General features: G+C 67.3%; 12 protein-coding genes. 4 read left to right on the top strand and 8 right to left on the bottom strand.

What is annotated here, in order from left to right; translation table 11 throughout:
• The first annotated feature begins 264 nt into the window (after nt 1-264).
• Nucleotides 265-3,234: a DNRLRE domain-containing protein gene (locus ACLEQD_RS00265; protein WP_410380801.1), complete on the top strand. Its 2,970-nt coding sequence runs from the start codon at nt 265-267 to the stop codon at nt 3,232-3,234.
• 329 nt (nt 3,235-3,563) lie between these two features.
• Here the strand turns inward: ACLEQD_RS00265 and ACLEQD_RS00260 are convergent, their stop codons facing one another.
• The 5 genes from ACLEQD_RS00260 to ACLEQD_RS00240 form a co-directional block, all read right to left on the bottom strand.
• On the bottom strand, nt 3,564-4,718 hold the full coding sequence (locus ACLEQD_RS00260; protein ID WP_410380799.1) for a serine/threonine protein kinase: 1,155 nt from the start codon (nt 4,716-4,718) through the stop codon (nt 3,564-3,566).
• Between the two features lie 160 nt (nt 4,719-4,878).
• Entirely contained in the window at nt 4,879-6,687 is a 1,809-nt protein-coding gene (locus ACLEQD_RS00255) for a serine/threonine protein kinase (protein WP_410380797.1), read from the bottom strand.
• Nucleotides 6,684-7,553 (bottom strand): DUF2381 family protein, encoded by an 870-nt coding sequence (locus ACLEQD_RS00250; RefSeq protein ID WP_410380795.1) that lies wholly within the window; start codon nt 7,551-7,553, stop codon nt 6,684-6,686. The genes ACLEQD_RS00255 and ACLEQD_RS00250 overlap by 4 nt, the downstream gene beginning before the upstream one ends.
• 88 nt (nt 7,554-7,641) lie before the next feature.
• Nucleotides 7,642-8,274, bottom strand: coding sequence for a hypothetical protein (locus tag ACLEQD_RS00245; protein WP_410380793.1), 633 nt, complete (start codon nt 8,272-8,274; stop codon nt 7,642-7,644).
• A 64-nt stretch (nt 8,275-8,338) separates the two neighbouring features.
• Nucleotides 8,339-8,815 (bottom strand): hypothetical protein, encoded by a 477-nt coding sequence (locus ACLEQD_RS00240; RefSeq protein WP_410380791.1) that lies wholly within the window; start codon nt 8,813-8,815, stop codon nt 8,339-8,341.
• 806 nt (nt 8,816-9,621) lie between these two features.
• Here ACLEQD_RS00240 and ACLEQD_RS00235 point away from each other — a divergent pair.
• Nucleotides 9,622-9,834 carry a hypothetical protein gene (locus tag ACLEQD_RS00235; protein WP_410380789.1) on the top strand — a complete coding sequence of 71 codons (213 nt, stop codon included), beginning with the start codon at nt 9,622-9,624 and terminating at the stop codon, nt 9,832-9,834.
• Between the two features lie 173 nt (nt 9,835-10,007).
• On the opposite strand, the gene ACLEQD_RS00230 is transcribed toward ACLEQD_RS00235, so the two are convergent.
• The gene (locus tag ACLEQD_RS00230; protein WP_410380787.1) at nt 10,008-11,015 is read right to left on the bottom strand and encodes a hypothetical protein; all 1,008 of its coding nucleotides are present in this window, start codon (nt 11,013-11,015) and stop codon (nt 10,008-10,010) included.
• An 18-nt stretch (nt 11,016-11,033) separates the two neighbouring features.
• The gene (locus tag ACLEQD_RS00225) at nt 11,034-11,642 is read right to left on the bottom strand and encodes a hypothetical protein (RefSeq protein WP_410380785.1); all 609 of its coding nucleotides are present in this window, start codon (nt 11,640-11,642) and stop codon (nt 11,034-11,036) included.
• A gap of 710 nt (nt 11,643-12,352) precedes the next feature.
• Between ACLEQD_RS00225 and ACLEQD_RS00220 the strand changes: the two genes are divergently transcribed.
• On the top strand, nt 12,353-14,896 hold the full coding sequence (locus tag ACLEQD_RS00220) for an ATP-binding protein (RefSeq protein WP_410380783.1): 2,544 nt from the start codon (nt 12,353-12,355) through the stop codon (nt 14,894-14,896).
• Between the two features lie 98 nt (nt 14,897-14,994).
• Nucleotides 14,995-17,454 (top strand): ATP-binding protein, encoded by a 2,460-nt coding sequence (locus tag ACLEQD_RS00215; protein ID WP_410380802.1) that lies wholly within the window; start codon nt 14,995-14,997, stop codon nt 17,452-17,454.
• A gap of 68 nt (nt 17,455-17,522) precedes the next feature.
• Here the strand turns inward: ACLEQD_RS00215 and ACLEQD_RS00210 are convergent, their stop codons facing one another.
• Entirely contained in the window at nt 17,523-19,034 is a 1,512-nt protein-coding gene (locus ACLEQD_RS00210; RefSeq protein WP_410380781.1) for an ABC transporter substrate-binding protein, read from the bottom strand.
• Nucleotides 19,035-19,165 lie beyond the last annotated feature (131 nt).

Genomic DNA, 19,165 nt, shown 5'->3' with positions numbered 1-19,165 from the left:
TCGCGGTGACGATGAGCGTGTCGATGGAGACCCTCGCCACGGTGTCCGCCTGCGAGTCCGCCGGGATGCCCCCCTGCGGACCGGGACGAATGGATGGCATTGAACATCTCCCCCCGGGAAAAAGCAGGCGGCCCTGTTGCCTGCCCTCCCGGCGGGAGCGGCCACGGCCCGATGTCTGGCTCAGCTGTTGCTCAGGCTTCCTCTCGTGGTCCCAGAGGGAGAGTCAGCGTGAGACGGATGACAGTCGCAGGGATGTTGTGGGGAATGGGTGTGGCGCTCGTGACCCTGAGTGGGTGCGGCGCGCCACTGACAGTGGAGGAGGATTCACGTGACCCCGGGGCGGAGACCGTCAGCACGGAGCGCGCGGCGCTCACGACGCGGACGGTCGTCCTGACGCCCACGGAGGACGCGCATGTGGAGGCCGCGTCCCCGGACACGAGCTTCGGCGCTTCCTCCACCTTGAAGGTCTCGCGAACCCCCGAGGCGCTGACGTACCTGCGCTTCTCCGGGGCCGAGCTCCCCGTTCCCGGGACGGTGACGTCCGCGAGGCTGCGCCTGTTCGCGATGAACAACGCGGCCCAGGGCGTCGCCGTGCACGACTCGCCGGGCGTGCACATCTGGGACGAGAGCGTGACGTGGAACACCCGGCCGAGTTGGACCGACGCCTGGCTCACCTCGAGCGAGGGGCCCGTGAGGAGCGGGACCTGGGTGGAGCTCGACGTGTCGGGCGTGTACATCCCCAGCCGCTACTACAGCGTCGACCTCCTCCTCTCGGCGAAGGGCACGGACAGCCTCACGTTCGGGTCGAGCGAGTCCTTCGAGTACAAGCCGCAGCTCGTCCTCACCGTGGAGTCCGCCGCGAACAACCCGCCGCCGCCGCCCGCGCCGCTCACGCTCTCCGGCGCGCCGGTCTCCTTCACCGCGAGCGGCGACACGTTCGTCGACGCGGAGCGCCCGGACACGGCCCAGGGCGGCGCCACGACGTTCAAGGTGGACAGCGCCCCCATGCAGGAGGCCTACCTGCGCTTCCCGGTGCAGGGGCTGACGGAGGCCGTGCAGCGCGCGGTGCTGCGCCTGTACGCAAGCTCGGGGTCGGATGACGGCCCGGCCGTGTACGCGCTGACGGGGCTGCCGTGGAGCGAGGCCAGCGTCACGTGGAGCTCGCGGCCGGCCCGCACGGGCAGCCCGGTGGAGGACGCGCAGGGGCTCGCGACGGGGAGCTGGGTGGACTACGACGTGACGGACCTGGTGCGAGGCAACGGGGACGTGACGTTCGGGCTGTACCCGACCTCCCGCGACGGCGTGACGTTCTTCTCGCGGGAGAGCTCGGATGCGTCGCTGCGTCCCCGGCTGCTCGTCTGGACGGGCGCGGCGAAGGCGGCCCCGACGGACGCGTGCCTGACCCGCACGGAGTACGTCGAGGTGCCCGTCAACGCGCTGCATGACACCTACGCCGCGGAGGATGCGCCGGACCAGAAGTTCCAGCACCACGCCTCGCTGCGGGTGGACGCGGAGCCCCGCGCGGAGGCCTTCCTCCGCTTTGAGGTCCAGCTGCGGCCGGAGCGCATCCAGCGGGTGGCGCTGCGCCTGTATGCCATTGACGGCACGGGCAACGGGCCCCGGCTCTACCGGGCGTTGACGTTCGACGGGGCGACGACGGACTGGAACCACCGCCCGGTGCCAATGGGCGAGCCGCTGGTGGACCTGGGGGCCGTCGCGCGGGATGCGTGGGTGGAGCTGGACGTGACGAACACCGTGACGGCCTCCGGGACGTACGCGTTCGCGCTGCTGCCGGACAGCACCAACAGCGTGGGCTTCGTCTCCACGGACGCGGAAGCGCGCCACATCATCGGGGGCGCGCCCCGGCTGGTCATCACGTATGAGAGCGACCCGTTCTGCTCGTACCGGGGCACGAAGCCGTCGGGGACCACGGCCTGGGTGCATCAGGCCGGAGGCGCTCAGGCGGAGTCCCCCCAGCACGTGGCGCCCGCGCCGGATGGCGGGTTCGCGGTCGTCACCCGGCTCTACGGCACGGGGACCCCGTCCGTCCCGTCGGGTCACACCGTCACCCTGCACCGGGCGGATGGCGGCGTCGCGTGGACGCGCTCCTTCCCGCAGGCGGGGGTGCGGCTGGAGAAGGTGGTGGTGACCACGGTGGGCAACGTGCTGGTGGCCGGCAGCTACGACGGGGCACCGGACCTGGGCAAGGGGCCGCTGCCCCAGGGCTCCGGCATGGTGGTGATGAAGCTCACACCGGACGGCACGGTGGACTGGACGCGCGGCTTCCGGGCCTGGTTCGGGGACCCGAGCGATCCGGAGGACTACTACGACAACCCGATGGACGTGCTCGACCTGGCCACGGACGCGCACGGCAGCGCGGTGCTCGTCGGCACGTTCTGGGGCTACACGGACTTTGGCAGCGGGCCGGTGTATTCGGGCAAGCCGTTCCCGTACGACGACACGTACCCGAACTCCTACGTGCTGAAGCTCCAGTGGGACGGCGCGCACCTCTGGTCGCGAGTGCTGGCCGGGACGTCCCTGGTGGGCACGCGGGCCAGCAGCGTCGCAGTGGACGCCAGCGAGGGCGTCATCGTGGGCGGCCAGGCGGGCAACAACACCGACTTCGGTGGCGGCACCGTCGCGGAGCGCGGAGCCTTCGTCGCCCGGTATGGCGTGGGGGGCGACTTCGGCTGGGCGCGGGTGATGAGCGCGCGGTTCAGCGAGGTGACCTCCGTGGGCGTGCTGCCCGACCAGCGCATCGCCTTCACCGGGAACTTCAACGGGTACCTGTCGTTCGCCGGCCAGAGCTACGTCAGCCGCGAGCCGGAGGAATACGAAGGTGCCTGGGATGCGCTCGTGGGCGTGCTCACCGCGGCGGGTGGGGACGTGGCCCTCCGGCAGTTCGCGCACTTCGGGTTCACGGACATGGTCGTGGACGGGGCCGGGAACATCGTGACGACCCAGTACGGCGCGGGGAACCTCGTCGGGCTGGGCGAGGTCGGCTGGCCGCAGGATGATCTGCCCCGGCCCACGCTGGCGGCCTTCGGTCCCGGGCTGGAGTCCCGGTGGGTCCGCGTGCTGGGGCTCACGTCCGGGCCTGAGCTCCACCTCGCGTCCTCCCCGGACGGTGTCGTGGTGGCGGGCACCCTGAGGGAGGCGCTCGAGATGGACGGCACCTGGTACACGCCGCAGTCCCGGCGCTCCGACGTGCTGCTGTTCAAGCTGCGCGAGTAGGCCGCCGTGACTCGGGGCTCCCGCATCCGTGCGGGGGCCCCGGGGACGTGCCGTGCCCTGCTCGGGCGCGTCCTGCTCGAACCACGTGGGCAGAGCGCTTGAGCGCGGCGGTTGTTCTGCATGGAGGCGGCGGGATTCGAACCCGCACCGGGCGGTGCGAAACTCCCAGCAGGATCGCGCCCTTACCTCGCTGCCGCTCGGAGCGCCCCGGATTCGATATCCCGCTGCATGACCTGTTGTCCCGCCATGTTCCACCCCATGCCGCAGCTTCATGCGACATACGTGCAACATGGCGGGACTGGAGTGGAGCCTCCTCGCAGGCAGCGTGGCTAGTTCGTGCTGACCTCGTCCTGGGACGCCTGGAGGCCACGGGGACGCCGCATGCCCAGTTCGACCATCACCTCGCGGGATCGCTTCGCCATCTCGTGCAGCTCCGACACCGCTTCCTTCCGACCGTAGGCGTCTCCCTCTCCGAGCCAGCGGCGCAGGTCCGCCGCCAGTTCCCGCGCTGTCTGGTAGCGGGCTTCCGGGCGGGGCTGGAGGAGCTTGCGCAGAGCCAGGCCCAGGCCCTGCGGGAGCGGCTCAGTCAACGCCTCCAGGTCCGCTTGCGAGTAGGTCGCCGCGCGCCAGATCGCGTCCTCCACGCCAACAGGGCTTCCAGCGAGCCGAGCCCGCCTGACGGCACGTCGGACCCGCACGCGCTGCCTGACTGAAAGCGAGTCCTTCCCCTCTTCGGTCAAGGCGTCCGGGGCATCCAGGAGGTTCTTCCCCGTCGCGAGTTCAAGTAGGACATTGCCAAGCGCGAAGAGGTCCGAGCGCGCATCCACGCGGCCCGTCAGGAGCATTTCCGGGGAGGAGTAGAACGCATCCCCCTGCGGCTGGCGCACCGTGGACGAAACGCGGCCGGGCAGGTCCGAAAGGGCGAGCCCGAAGTCGGAGACCTGCACGTCGCCGTTCCAATCGACGAAGATGTGCTCAACGTCGAGTGCCCGGTGGACGATGTTGAGGGAGCGCCCCTGTTCGTCCTTCGCCTCGTGGGCATGCTCCAAGGCCTCGGCGACGCGCGCCCCGACATGGAGGGTGAAGAGGGGAGAGAACCGGCGACCGCACTCCCCCGAGAGCGTCAACAGGGTGTTGATGCTGTGCCCCGACGGATGCTCGGTGATGACGTACCAGCACCCCTCTGCCTTGTGCAGTCCATGGACACGGAGGATGCCCGGATGGTCGAGGTACGTCGCGAGGCGCACCTGCTCTTCCAGCTTCGCCCGCGCCCGCTTGATGCGAGGCAGCTCCATCAACTTCGGAACGCCCACAGCCTTGAGCAGTACCTTGCCCCGGATGTTGCCCTCGGAAGTACGGCGCCGGGCCAGCAGGAGACTCAACCCGTGGTGGACCTCTCCCAGGTCTTCGCGGAACTCGTACTGGAAGCCATCCCGCGTGAAGAGAATCGCCCCGCGTGGAAGCCTGAACTCACTTTCCGACATGCTCTTTCCTCCTCTTCGCGCAGGCATCCGAAGGCCGACGCGTCGTGGACGACGTTACCTGTGGGATGGGCCGTCATGGAACGACCCTGGGAGGTCATGTCGAGTTTGAGGAGGAGGGGGCGAAATCAAGCACCTACCCACCACGTCGCCCCGGGGCCGCTCAGGGCCAGCGGTCCACCACTGTCCCGGAGCCCCGATTGACCGCCATCACCCTGCCGTCCTTGAACGCTACGGCAGTCCCCTCGTGCACGAAGCAAATGGGTTGCTCGTCCTGTCCCGGGAGCTTGACTCGGTCGTACCGGATGACGAGTGCCGGCCCATCCGCACGCCCCATCTTGTCGGAGAGGTAGTAGGCCTTGCCGTAGAAGCGTGTTCCAACAGGGGCGACTGCACGCTGCCGGTCATCGTTGATGCCTTTGGGGACCACCCCCACCACCTCCGCGCCAGCGGTGAACCATACATTGTCAAAACCCGCTTGCCGGTCATCGAGTTGGAGGGAGAAGCTGTCCCCTTCCTTCCAGTGAAGTTGCTCCCGCATGGCCTCTTCCGCCCCAGCCGGGCAGGTGAAGCGCTCTGGACGGATCTGGGCACCCGGACACCCCGCCGCCAGCGCCGCGACGAGCGACAGCGACGTGCACTCGACGGCGGCAACGGACTTCTTCGGCATTCGGGGCGCACGTCCTGGGGGCGAGGCTTCGGGTGCTGGGGTCTTCAAGGCGGATCCTTCCTTCGGGGCAGCGGCGATGGCTGGCCCCGGGACTGTCACGGACGAAGGGCCAGCAGGTGTCATAACAGGAGGGGGTGTCTTGGTCGGTGGGGAATGGGTGGTGGCAGGAGGAGGACGTGGGGCTGCGGCGTCGCGCGACCCGGCAGGCCCGCCGGGGGCGCTCCCTGACGAGCGCCAGAGGGCCGCAGCCATGACGAGCGCGACGATACAAACTACGCCTGCAAGCCACCTTCCCGCGCGAGTCGGTCGCTCCATCATGGCCACATGCCGCTTGAGGGATTGCGGCGCGGAGGGCGTTGCCAGTGCCTCAGGTGTTGGCACTCCGCGACGCTGTTCAGCGGGAGCATGGGCCGGCACGTCATACTCAGCGGAGCGCTCGGTAAGGAGGTCCGCCAGTTCGCGGCGCAGCGCTTCGGTATCGACCGGACGCCCCTTGGGGTCTCGGGCCAGAATGTTCTCGACGAGGTCGCTCAATGCCGCTGGCACCCGCGCATTCGCCAAGCGAGGAGGAGGCGGTGGGAGGGCAGGGCTGTTCAAGTCGAAGCGCGGACGGAACTCCGTCGGGCGTGGGTCGGTCAGCAGTTCATGGAGCATGACGCCGACCGCGAAGATTTCGTCGGCGACCTGGAAGGCGTAGCGGGCCCGGTGCTCGTCCTTGTGCTCGCGCATGAACTTGAACTGCTCGGGCGCGCGATAGCGGTCTGTCCCTGGAGGCAAACCCCCGTCCGTCAGGTCTTCGGCGAGTGTGTAGGTCGCACAACTGAAATCGATGATAACGGGCTCGCCGTCGCTCTTCCGGATGAGCACATTGGACAGCTTCAGGTCCCGATGCAGGACGCCCCGGCGATGCATGTATGCCAGCGCACCGGCAATCTTCTCGAAGACCCCGAGGATTTCGCGAACGGTCGGGTGCTTGCGCTCCGCCCATTCCGCGAGCGTCCAGCCGTCCACGTAGTCGAGTGCGAGGTAGAGGTTCCCACTCTCCGCAAGGCCATATCCTTGTGGCCGGACGATGTGGGGGTGGTCCAGCATGAGCAGCGCCGTCAACTCCCGCAGCGTCCGGGAATGGGTCTGCTTGGGGTCGCCGCTGGACTCCCGGTGCTGGGCGACCTTGATGGCCCGGTGGCTGCCGTTCTTTTCGCCAAGGAAGACGAACGCAAAGCCTCCGTCACCGAGTGGCTTGGAAACCCGCCACCCGTCAATCAACGAACCGGGCGGAACGTGGAGCAGCGTCGCGCTCATGGGGCATCCTCCGCGGCGGGCTTCGGAAAGCGTACGTCTGGAATCGTGAGCCGGCGTTCCCCATCCCCACGCACCTCCAGGGTGAAGACGAGGTCTGCTTTCGCCTCTGGCACTTCCACGACCGCCAGAACGCGCCCGTCCTCCCCCGGAGGGATTGCTCCCGGCTTCTTCGCTACAAGCCGCGCCCGCAGGGGCATGCCGACTCGCCCCACGAACATCGCTTCTCGTGGTGTCCAGGCGGCGTGGTCAGGGCGGTTCACAATCTTCACGTCCGCCAGAATCCAACCCGTGCCCCGAAAGGCTACGATTCTGTCCAAAATCAACCCCTGTATCGCATCGAGCGTGCCTTTGCGGCTGGAGGTCGTGACGCCCTTCGCGTCCACGTAGCCAAGGAGCACGAAGTCTTCCGGCTTCGGCACCGGGGCTTGGGCAGTGGGCTGGCAGGCCGCATTCGGCGGCTCCGGGCGCTGCACGTCGATCCGCGAGTCCACATCGGCCGGGTCGGTCATGAGTACGAAGGCGGCGCGTGCGGGCGCTCGGCCGTCGGCGAAAAAGACCCCAATCTCCTGACGCTCGCCCTCGCCGAGATTGGCCACGGGCTGAACGATGATCGACCGCTCGCCGGCATCCAGGACGCGAATCCGGGACTCGTCGAAGGTGAGGGTCTTCCGCTGAATCGGCGAAGAGAAGAGGAACACGGTCGGCGTATCCGCCGCGACATGGACAACGGGCAGCGGTTCGGCGGGAGTGCTGGCGACGGTCACGGGGCGCTTACGGTCAACGCGAGCCCCCTGTGCCGGCTCAGCCCTCGCAGCAGTTCCCGAGACGAGCGCGAGCGCTAGGGCCAATCTGAACGGTTGGAGCAATGGTGCATGACCTCCCGAGGGGGAAGGCTACCATCGCGGGTTGGCGCGCAGTGGGTCTCTTTCCTACAGTCGAGCCCACCCCATGTGGTTAGCGGTACACCTTCCCGCCCCACAAGAACGCGCCGCTGACGAGCGGCACGCTGTAGGCAGCAACGTGCCCGGCCGGCATCAGGTACGCTACGAGCAGCTCGTTTTCCCAGCCGCCCGGCCGACCCTTAATCCAGTCCGGATCGAGCGTCCGCCCGGCACCGACCGCTATCGCTCGGCAGTTGCCCTCACGACCCGGCTTCACATGCACGCCAGGTCGGTGTGAATGCCCGAAGGCGACCGTGAGCCCGGGGGCTCCCCACTCATCGGCGACGTTCGCAGCGTGATGCTTAGGGAGCGCCTTCGCGATCTGATGCCCGTGCATTAGTCGCAGGTTTCCTCGCTTGAGCGGCTGAGCACCATCATCCGCGAGAACGGCAAGCGGTCGATCGTGGCGTCCCTTCGGGCGCATGGCACGGGGAAGAACCCAACCGCGTTCTCGCGGATGCTCTTCGTGAACCCGCCCGCCGACGATGCCGCGTGGGAACAGGCGATCGGGCGGTGTCACCGTCAAGGGCAGCTCGCCGACGAAGTCGAAATCGAGCTGTACCAGCACACCGACGAGCTTGTCGGGGCCTTCCAGAAGGCCCGCGACTTCGCCCGGTTCGTTGAGCAGACCGAAGGCACGCCGCAAAGCTCTGTCTCGCTTCCTATGACTGGCCCGCCCTCTAGGGGCGAGCCATGCACGGAGTACGCGTTCAGCGCGTAGAGGCGGCCTCTATCAGACGACTTAGATCTTCGAGTTGTTTCAGCCTCCGCTTCACCTCGAACAGCTCGCGGTTCACCATTCTCTTCCCGACGGCCTCGAAAGCCTGCTCACCGGTCTGTGTTGATTTATAGCCGTCCAATGTCTTCTCGGCAAACTTAAACTCGCAGAGCGCTTCCAGGTATTCGTCGACCTTGCTCTCGTCAATGTCGGTTGCAAGCGCCAGTTTCCGAGCATCACATTCCCCTTTCTCAACCAACTTCGCCAGCGGAAAGACGGCCTGGAGCGGAATCTCGTCCAGATGGGGAATGTTTAAGGCTTCATGGCATACTTCTTCTCCAAGCCATTTCTTCGGATCGAGCACTGCGTCACCGTAACAGATAAGCTCGACTAGCTCCTTGCGCATATTGACCATTGCTTGGTTTGTTTTAGTTTGCATGGAAGGCGTGCTCAGACGGGCGAATCCCACTTACGGATTCTTTGGGTCTGCCGGAAGGTGCTCAAGCTTCAAGTATCCGCGAGTTCCACTGAGAACAAAGTCTGTAGTCATCCAGACGTCTTGGACCACCAATGCGTTGGCCCTAGTTACGCCTTTTGACTCAAGGTAATCAGCGATCTCGTCTTGCCCCGCTCGCTCTTTGAGGTCCCAAAGGCGACGAAAAGCCTCCGCTGCCGATGCCAGATCATCAGGATGCGACCAAATGGTCGCGGTGTCCGAGTGGGTGTCGGTGACGTGATGAATTGACATGATTGAATCAAGCGTCTTCTCGAAGCGGGCAGAAAGCGGCATGAACTTCCTCGGTGTTGTAGGGCACTAACGCGCACTTGAAGTGCCTGCTCTGCATAGCACTTCTAGAGCAAGCCTTGCCAGAGGCCAACGCTTCCCTCCTTCAGCGTAAGGGGCCCACGTAGGGCCGAACCACGCACGGAAAGCGCCGCATTTAGGGACTGTCGGCGCTCGCGACAAGACGCCGCCGACACAACCCAAAGCGAAGGAAGCAAGCAACGTGAACAGTGCATTGACTAAGATCGCGACCGCTCAGGCGGCGGTCGGCGGGCGCTATCCGCGGTTCGGCAGCTACCTGCTCGAAGTGGAGGTCATCCGCACGAAGTCGGGCTTGAAGAGCGATTCGGCAATCGCCGAGCTGACGGTTCGCGATTCGGCCCCACTGTCGGGCGGCGAAGCCCCGAGCCGTGTCGGGGAGGTCGTCGACTACGTCGAGAACCTGAGCGATCAGAACAAGGGGCGGCGGTGGACGCTTCAAGGCGTTTCTCATGTCGCTCGTCGGGGCGGACGAGTACGAATTCGCCAACCCGGCCGCGCTCGCGAAGTTCACCGACGAGCGGCAGGCGGGCACGAAGCTGTTGATTCGGTGCGAGTGCTACCCGAAGCAGCTCCCCGCGACCAACGGGCAGCTCGGCAAGACGATCAGCTGCTACCGCTGGCAGCACGTCGAGATGACCGACGAGCAGCTCGCGCACGCCTAGCAGGGTCGCAAGGCGGCGAAGCTGCCCCCGCTGGCCGAAGCGCTCAAGTAAGAGCAAGGAGCGGAATCGCCGTGCTCTGAAATGCGGGTAGGTTTCTGAGCACGGCGCTTCGCCGTAAGCGGACGAACTCTGAGCGCGCGCCGCGTAAACTGAATTGTGGCGTGCAGGGAGCTTTACGGAATCGGCTTTGAGCGATCTCGCACGTCCCCATCCGGCGGATTCCATGCGTGCAACGCATCATAGACCGTGAACGCTTGAAGTTGAATCAATGACGGCTGACCGCCGTGAAGGAAGTTGATCTTGTCAATGAGCGGCCCGTCGTTTGTGATAAACATTCCGCAACTTCCACCAGACGCCACGATATATGCATCGAGATAGTCGTTCGGGTGAGCCGCAAGCACATCGCCAAGGTGGGCGAACTCCGCGTTTCGTTGTCCATCGGTCAAGGTCGCGGAGTAGTCGGCCAGTCGCTTCAGCAGCGCATACGTCCAGGTACACGGGTATTTCAGATGATCCGACTTGGCCTTGAGCAGTGCATCGGGCGGCTGCTTGGCGAAGTCAACAATTAGCGTCCGGGCTACGTCGTCGCATTGCTCAAGAGCATTCGCCGTATTGTATTGGGCGACATTTTTATTAAACTCATTTCGAAACTGCGCGTTCGCAGCATAGGCGGCCTTATATTTATTCTTTCGTTCGTTGTACGCAGCACGGAGGCTGACTCGCTGCTTCATCCAGTCGTCGCGAGCCAATTTGAGGGTGCCGACAAGATCCCCAGCCTCGATAGATGCGGCGACTTCCTTGTCAATATTCTGGACTAGCGCGTACTGGTGGGCACCAGTCCATTCTGCAACGACAGAGGCAAAGTCTCCGGGCCCAAAGAATCGCACACGATTGCCGAATCGGGAATAGAGGCTCCTAAATCGGGTGAGCATTTCAATTCGCGACGCGGGCTCTGCCGGGGCAAGCATCTCCAAAAGCGACGTCAGAGAAAACCAGACATGGCCGTACTTTGGCTTTGCCAACAGAAGATCTGATAGAGCCAATAGTCGCTGTTCCGCGACAGGCTCAAACTTACGAATCACATTGCTATCGAAAAGAACGTCCGAGTAGTGAACGAGGCGCTCCTTTTCGAGCTTCTCATATTGCTTGGGTGGTGCTGGGTCAGTGGTCATAGGCAGCACTATACCACACAATGCCTCTCAACTCAAGGCAACGCCCATGCCGCCGACCGCCCAATGCGGTGAGTCGAGGGTAAAAACAATAAATATTGGAGACGAAATTTGAAGGTGTGGGCGTTTGACACTGAGACCCATCGCAAGCGCCCGGGCCTGATCGCGCCCCCTCTTGTGTGCGGCAGCGTGGCGACGCGCGAACCGGGAAGCGAGAGGCTGCTCGACAAGGCGCAGGCCCGGCACTTTTTCAGCAACACAATTGCCACCCCCGACGTGCATATCATCGGCGCGAATCTCGCCTTCGACCTGGGGGTGATGGCGGCAGACAACCCGCGTTTGATTGAACCCATCTTTGCGGTGCTCGACGCGGGCCGGTTGCATGACGTGGCCATTCGCGAAGCGCTGATCGACATCGCGAAGGGGCTTCACGGCGTCGACCCGACGACCGGGCGGAAGCTCGACGATGACGAAGGCGCTCGATATCCGCTCGCGCTGCTCGTGAAGCGCTACTTCGGCGTCGATATCAGCGAGGACAAAAAGAACCCGAACGAGCGGCACGCTGTAGGCGGCGACGTGACCGGACGGCAGCAGGTACGCGCCGAGCAGCTCGTTTCCCAGCCACCCGGGGCGCCCCATTCGCCGGCGACCTTCGCGGTGTCACGCCGTCGGGTTAGCACTACTGCGTCAGAATCAGGACCTTCCCCTCGGGCGATCCTTCGACCTCCTCTGATCCAGCACCACCAGTCCCGACGGCTGCACCTGGAGCAATCCCTCCCAGGGAAGCCACACGGTGCGCGCCGTGGCCGTGGACAACGGCAACCCCGCCGCCAGCACCAGCGACTTCGAGAACGCCGGCGTCGCGGCGGCTTCAGCTCCGCGGCGAGCGCCACCGGCAACGTCACACGGCTGAGCCTCTACGTGGATGCCCAGACGACGGCCACCACGCTCCAACTCGGCCTGTGTGCGAATGGGAGCGGAACGCCCGGCCCGCAGCTGCGCACCTTCACCGTCACGTCTGTCACACCCGGCGCGTGGAACGGCTGCACCAGCACGTCCCAGGCCGCTATCCGGGCAGCAACATGTCCGCCTACGCCGGCAACTGAGCCAACCCCCGACTCCAAACGGCCCTTCGTACGGAGAGTGCGGCGCCCGGAAGCTCGGGCGCCGCTCACCTCCAGGACTTCTCCCAGCGCTGGACAAGCGAGCTGGAAGGGGCACGTCCACCGGGAGACCTTTCATCCTGAAGGCCGACCCCTCCGCATTCCGCTGGAGTATCGCGCACCCGCAGGTGCTAGGGCTTCATCACGGCAGCCCTCCTTCAACACCGCGATGCTCCGAAGGTGAGGATGGACAAGAAGATGGACGTGCTGCCCGGGTACACCCTGGACGCGATCGTGCGGCAGGGGGAGCGCGCCGTCTTCTACCGGGGCGAGTCCGCCGACGGCCGCCGCGTGATCGTCAAGCTGCTGCGCTCCCAGCAGCCCTCTCCCAGAGAGCTCGCGGAGCTCCGCCACGCGTTCGACTTCGGGCGTGAGATCGACTCGCCGGCCGCGGTGCGCACGCTGTCCCTGGAACTCTCCGGCAATCGCTTCGCCCTGGTGTTCGAGGATGGCGGGGGCCGATTCCTCGACGAGATGCTTGGGGCTCCCATGGAGTTCGGCCGCGCGCTCGACCTGGCCGTCGGCATCGCCGAAGCGCTCAGTGACCTCCACGGCCACGAGGTCATCCACAAGGACGTCTGCCCGGTGAACCTGGTCGTCGATCCCGAGACGGGCCACGTCCAGCTGACCGACTTCGCCCTCGCCGCGCGCGGTGAGAGCGAGCCCGCCTCTCCTCTCCCCATGCCCCGGCAACTGGTGGGCAGCCTGCCCTACCTGTCGCCCGAGCAGACAGGCCGGATGGACCGTCCCATTGACGCACGCACGGACCTCTACTCGGCGGGCGTCGTCCTGTACCAGGTGCTCACCGGCCAGCTGCCCTTCCAGGCCGAGGACCCGCTCGGATGGATCCACAGCCACCTCGCCCGCACGCCCCGGCCGCTCGTGGAGCTTCAGCCCTACCTCCCGGCCGTGGTGTCGGACCTGGTGATGCGCCTCCTGGCGAAGGCGCCCGAGGACCGCTACCCGACAGCGCAAGCCCTGCTCGTGGATCTGCTGAACTGCCGCCTGCAATGGACCTCGAACCAGCGGATCGAGCCGTTCGCCCTCGGCGCCAGCGACGCGCTCGGACAGCCGCGAACACCGCGGCTGCTCCCGCTTCGGGAGGCCGAGCTGGAGCAGCTGCGCGCCGCCTTCGAGCGGGTGGTGGCCGCGAAGCTCCCGGAGCTGGGCCTGGTGCTGGGAGAGGGTGGCGTTGGCAAGTCCTCCCTGGTGAACCAGCTCCGGTCCACGGTCCTCGACAAGGGCGGCCTCTTCCTGACGGGCAAGTTCGACCAGCAGCAGGAGGCTCCCTACGCTGCGTTTGCCCGCGCGTTCCAACCCCTCTTCCGGCAGCTCGCCGCGGAGGACGCACCCCAGAAGGCCCGGTGGCAGGAGCGGCTGGATGAGGCGCTCGGCGCGAGCGGGCAGCTGATCGCCGACCTCATCCCCGAACTGCTCCAGGTGACCGGGCGGCTTCCGGAGGTCGCGCCGCTGGCTCCCGCCGACGCCCAGGGCCGCTTCCTCCAGGTGTTTCGACAGCTGCTGGAAGCGCTCACCGAGGAGCACCCGGTGACGCTCTTCCTCGACGACCTCCAGTGGGCCGACGAGGCCAGCCTGCGGCTGCTCCAGCACCTCGCGTCCCACCCCGCTCCCCACCCCCTCCTCATCCTCGGGGCCTCCCGCGACCGCGACAGGGTGCCGTCCAATCCGCTGTCGCTCGCCCTGGACGCGCTCCAGAAGGGCCAGACCCGGGTGACGGAGCTCACCTTGTCCCCCCTGTCGCGCGAGGACTGCGCGCAGCTCATCGGAGACACGCTCGGCGCGGATCCACGGTCCCTCGCTCCGCTGGCGGCGTTGGTCTGTGAGAAGACCCACGGCAACCCCTTCTTCACCCTCCAGCTGCTCTCCGCGCTTCAGCGCGAAGGACTGCTCACCTTCGACCGGGGGCGGAGCACCTGGCGGTGGAGCGCCCACCGCATCCGCGCGCTGGAGCTGGGCGAAGGCGTCATCGAGCTGATGCTCGGCAAGCTGCGACGCCTCCCCGCCCTCACGCAGGAAGCGCTCAAGCTCGCGGCCTGCCTGGGTGCGACCGTCGAGCTCCCACTGCTCAGCGTGGCGGGTGGCTTCGCGGAGGACGCCCTGCGCATCGCGCTGGACGCGGCGGTGCGCGAGGGGCTGCTGCTCCCGCACCTCGAAGGCACCTATCGCTTCTCACACGACCGCGTGCAGCAGGCCGCCTACGCGCTCCTCGAACCCGAGGTGCGCGCCGCCACGCACCTGCGCATCGGCCGTCGGCTGCTCGCGGACACCCCGCCGCGGCTGCTGCCCGAGCGCGTGTTCACCCTGGTGGCCCAGCTCGACCAGGGCATCGAGCTCATCGAAGCGCGGGAGGAGCGCACCGCGATCGCCCGGCTCAACCTGCTCGCCGCCAGGCGGCCCGGGCCGCCTCCGCCCATGGTGCGGCGATCCGCTACCTCCAGGCGGGACAGGCGCTGCTCGCTCCCGAGCCATGGGCCGTGGATCATGAGCTCGCCCAGGGCCTTCACCTGGAAGAAGCCGAGAGCGAGCTGTCCGCCGGCAGGCTGGACACGGCGGAGCGCCTGCTGGCCGTCCTGCTGGACCATGCGCGGACTCCCGCCGAGCGCGCCAGCGCCTACCGGGCGCGGATCGACCTTCACACCACCCGGGGCGCCCTGGGCCCCGCCATCGACAGCGCCAGCGCCTGCCTCCGTCAGTACGGCATCGCGCTGAGCCCCCAGCCGACGCCAGAGCAGCTCGAGGAGGTAGACCGGACCGTGGAGCAGCTCCTCGGAGAGCACGCCATCGAAGCGCTGCTCAGCCTGGCGCCCATGCGGGATCCGGACATGGAGGCCGCCATGAACGTGCTGGCCTCCTTCCTGCCGACGGCCTACTTCTGCAACCCGCAGCTGCACCACCTGGTGGCGTGCCAGATGGTGATCCTCACGCTCCGGCATGGCCTGACCTCCGCCTCCACGGTGGGGCTCACCGCCTATGGCTTCGAGCTGGTCATCACCCACAAGCAGTACGCCAGGGCGGCCAGCATCGCCCGCGTGGCGCTGACCTTGGTGGAGCGGCACGGCTTCCTCGCGGATGAGGCGAAGGTGTGCCTGGTCGCGGGCGTCACGATCCTCCCCTGGGCTGAGCCGCCGCGCTCCCTCTACACCTACGTCGAGCGGGCCCTGCGCGCGGGAAGGCGGGCGGGAGACGTGGTCTTCGTCTGCCTCGGGCTCACCCACCGCTGCATGCTGGCGCTGGCCGCGGGCGAACGGCTCGAAGAGGTCGACCGCGCGGCGCGGGCCGCCGCCGACTTCAACCGCGGCATCGGGAACGAGCCGCTGCTCGTCTGTGTCGAGGTCGTCCAGCGCCTCACCCAGGCGCTGCGCGGCCGCCCTCCGGCGCTCCCCCTCGAGAGGCTCGAGGAGGCGGCCTTCGCCGAGCGGGTGAGCCGCCAGCCGCCGTTCGCCAGCTTCTGGTACCGCCTCCGCCGCCTGGAGCTCCACCTCGTCCTGGGCAACCGCGCCGCCGCGCTCGCCGAAGCGCGACAGCTCTCCGGCCTCATCGTCTTCCAACGGGGCCAGTACGGTGAGGCCCATGCCGTCTTCATGGTCGCCCTGACGCTGGCGGCCCATGGGGAGGAGGCACCGGCGGAGGAGCAGGCGCAGTGGCGGGACGAGTTCGAAGGCCATCACGCCTTCCTCAGGAACCTGGCGGCGTTCTGTCCCGCGAACTTCCTCGCCTTCAATGCGTTGGTGACGGCGGAGGTCGCGCGGCGGCAGGGACGGACCGAGGAGGCCGCGGAGCATTACGAGCAGGCGCTCCGGGCCGCGCGAGAGAGCGGCCTCGTCCAATATGCGGCGCTGGCGGGCGAGCTGGCCGCGCGCTTCTACCGCTCCCGCGGCCTGCGCACCGTCGCCGACGCCTACCTTGAAGAGGCCTGGCGCGCGTACCAGGAGTGGGGGGCCGAGGCCAAGCTGCGCCAGCTGGAGCAGCTGTACCCGCGCATGAAGGAGCGGCTGTCGCGTGTGCTCCCGCACCGCCTGGATGCGGAGCCCGCCCAGCTCGACGCGCGCGCGATGGTGCACGCGTCGCAGGTCCTCTCCCAGGAGATCGTCCTGCCGCGGCTCCTGGAGAAGCTCTTGCGGAGCGCGCTCGAGCAGGCGGGGGCGGAGCGGGGATACCTGCTGACGCTCGAAGGGGGACAACCCCTCGTGCGGGTGGCGGCGCAGCTGACGGAGTCCGGCATCCAGGTCTCCGTCCTCGGCGAGCCCGTCGCGCCCGGTGCCGAGCTTCCGGGCTCGCTCCTGACGCACGTGCAGCGGCTGCGGCAGCCGGTCCTGCTCGACGACGCATCCCAGCCGAGCCCCTTCTCCTCGGATCCGTACTTCGCCTCGCTGCGCGTGCACTCGGTGCTGTGCATTCCGCTCGTCCGGCAGACGGACCTCGCCGGTATGCTCTACCTGGAGAACAACCAGCTCGCGGGGGCGTTCACGTCCGAGCGGATCCTCACCCTGGAGGTGCTGGCCGCGCAGGCCGCCATCTCCCTGGAGAACGCCCGCCTCTACCAGGCGGCCCAGGAGACGGTCCGCGTGCGCGACGACTTCCTGGCGATCGCCTCCCACGAGCTCAAGACCCCCATCACCGCCATGAAGCTCCAGGTGCAGTCGATCCGGAAGGTGATGGGCACGCGGGCGCCCGAAGCGCCCGCCGAGGGCCGGCTCGTGACCCTGCTCGGGACCTTCGAGCGTCAGGTCAGCCGCCTCGCCTATCTGGCCGACGAGATGCTCGAGGTGTCCCGGCTCAAGGCGGGAGCGCTGGCGTTGGCGCTGGACGCGTGCGACCTGTCCACCCTGGTGCGGGAGCAGGTGGACGCCCTGGCTGAGCGGCTGAAAGCCTCGGATTGTTCGGTGGAGCTCGACTTCGAGGAGAGCGTGGTGGGGCGATGGGACCGCGCCCGCCTGGGACGGCTCATCACCAGCCTGCTCCTCAACGCCATGAAGTTCGGCGCGGGCCACCCCATCACGGTGCGTGCGCGCGTGACGGGCGACTTCGCGCGGCTCGAGGTGCGGGATCGCGGAAGCGGGGTGGACCGTGCGGATCAGGCGCGCATCTTCGAGCGGTTCGAGCAGGCCGTGCCCGCGTACAACTATGGCGGGCTGGGCCTGGGGCTCTATCTCGCGCGTGAGACGGTCCGCGCCCACGGTGGCACCATCACCGTGGAGAGTGCGCTCGGCGCCGGTGCCACGTTCGTGGTGGAGCTGCCCCTCAGGCGGCAGGGCCCCGCCGCCTGAGGTGAAGCCTCATCCGGGTCGTGAGGAAGGAAGGGAGCGGGCTCCCTCCCTTCCCAGGACCTCAGCGGCTACGGGCTGAACATGCCGGTGAGCACGCTGGCGCGGGCTCGCGGCAGCGCGCGCTTGAACGGGCTCGTCGCGAGGTCCGAGCCGGGCTGGTACCAGCTCTGGATCTCCGCGAAGTACGTCTGGCCCGCCTGCAGCACGCCCGGGGGCAGGTACACGCTCTGGAGGTCCGTGTGCAGCGCCGCCACGCGCGTCACGGTGGTGGCGCCGTTGCTCGTGCCCAGCCGGTAGATGTTCACCACGTAGTTCGTGGCCGTGCCAATCAGCGGCTTCGACCAGCGCAGCGAGGCGTCCGTCCCCACGCCCGTGAGGTTCTGGAACGCGCCGCGCGTGTTCACCAGGGGCGCCTGCACCGGCCCGACGAGGGGCTGCACGGGCGCGGCGGTGAACGCGCTCGCCTCCTGATCCACGCGGATGTCCACGCCCATGGTGTAGGGCGTCGCGCTTCCCAGCGCGTAGCTCTTCGTGAAGCCCGCGGCGACGAGCGCCACCTTCTGCCACGTCGCCGGGAGCGGGTTGTTGTACGTCATGCTCCCCGTGACGAGGTCGGTCCGCAGCGAGTCAGGATTGAGCTTCACGAGCAGTGGCTGCCCGCTGATGGACGCGACCGCCGAGCTCAGCGCGGCCGGCCGGGCGGACATCCAGATCTCGTTGTACGTGCTGACCGCGCCCGGGTTCACCTGGGTGCGAAGGGCTTCGAAGGCCGAGCGTCTCCAGTCCACCGCGAAGGTGCCTGTCGCGACGGGCTGGGTGAAGGTCCCGCTGACGGTGACGGGCTGGCCCTCCACCTGCGTCATGCTCGTGACGAGCACCTTGTGCATCGCGCGGTAGGGCACTCCATTCGCGCTCGTCTGCAACCGCATCTGCGCCAGCGAGAACAGATCCCCGCGGCTGCTGTCGAGCAGCACCGGGTTCTGCATGTCGGCGTAATTGAAGCTCAGCCCGGAGAGCGACGTGGCGCCCGCCAGGGGGAACCCCGTGACACCTCTGTTGACGTAGCCGAACGCGCCCGCGTTCAACGAATACACCTCCAGGTAGTCCTCCGACTGCCAGGGAGACAGGCCGGTGGCGGACACCGTCACGGGCGTGGGCTGTGAGACGAAGGTGCCATCGCGGCCCCACTCCGTGGAGCCCAGGTCGAACGCGCGGCTGGTGCTCACCAGGTAGCGCGAACCCAGCTTCAGGTAGATGCGGCCGGAAGGGACGTTCGGCACGGAGAGGGTGCCGTCCGCGGAGCCCGTGCCCGGATAGGCCGTGAACGCCCCGGTCGTCGAATCCCGCGTGTAGGCCACCACCGACGTGGCGGACTGGTCGTAGGGCTTCGTCTCGTTGCCCGACATGGCGACGAAGACCACCGGGCTGGTGCCGGTGACCTGGGTGATAACACCCTGGGTGACCTGGGAGGTCGTGTCTCCCGAAACGGCGGAGTCCACCGCCCCGGCCTCATCGAGCCCACCGCAGCCGACCCCTGCCATACCCACCAGAAGCCCGAGGGAAATCAGTGACTTTTGCATTGCGAGTGCGGCCCTTTCGGCGACGCCCGGAATGGCGTCGCGTAAGGAGATTCATACCGGGTCGGTCTGACATTTCCGGGAGCGCTTTGATTCCAATTTTCTCTCTGAATGTGAATACAAACGCGCTTGTC

The organism is Corallococcus sp. 4LFB (assembly GCF_046520365.1).
GTDB classification, from domain to species: Bacteria; Myxococcota; Myxococcia; order Myxococcales; family Myxococcaceae; genus Corallococcus; species Corallococcus caeni.
Note: the sequence above shows the minus strand (reverse complement) of the source record. Positions and strands in the feature narration are given on the sequence as shown.